Annotated in this window: 1 protein-coding gene; it reads right to left on the bottom strand. The window is 52.4% G+C overall.

Features of this window, described 5'->3' with window-relative positions; all coding sequences use genetic code 11:
- The coding region (locus H740_RS02715; RefSeq protein ID WP_197273053.1) for a TRIC cation channel family protein at window positions 1-169 on the bottom strand (169 nt) is incomplete at its 3' end.
- Between the last annotated feature and the right edge of the window lie 37 nt (window positions 170-206).

The raw sequence follows: 206 nt of genomic DNA, 5'->3' as shown, positions 1-206 counted from the left end.
ACGGCGGGCGCGAGACGATAGCGTCGCGCATAAATCCGCCTCCAAGCGCGGTTAGAAGCGCAGCAATAAAGATACCCAGCCAGTCGCAGTCGCGTTTAACCGCGAAGATAAATCCGCTCGTGGCTGCCGAGGCGATGCCGATGTATTCGGCGACGAGGAGCGCAGTCATTTTTAGCCTTAAGTTTTTAAACAAGATTTTACATTTT

Source organism: Campylobacter showae CC57C (assembly GCF_000344295.2).
Lineage (GTDB): Bacteria > Campylobacterota > Campylobacteria > Campylobacterales > Campylobacteraceae > Campylobacter_A > Campylobacter_A showae_B.
The sequence above is the reverse complement of the archived record's forward strand: the minus strand, read 5'-3'. Positions and strand labels throughout refer to the sequence as shown.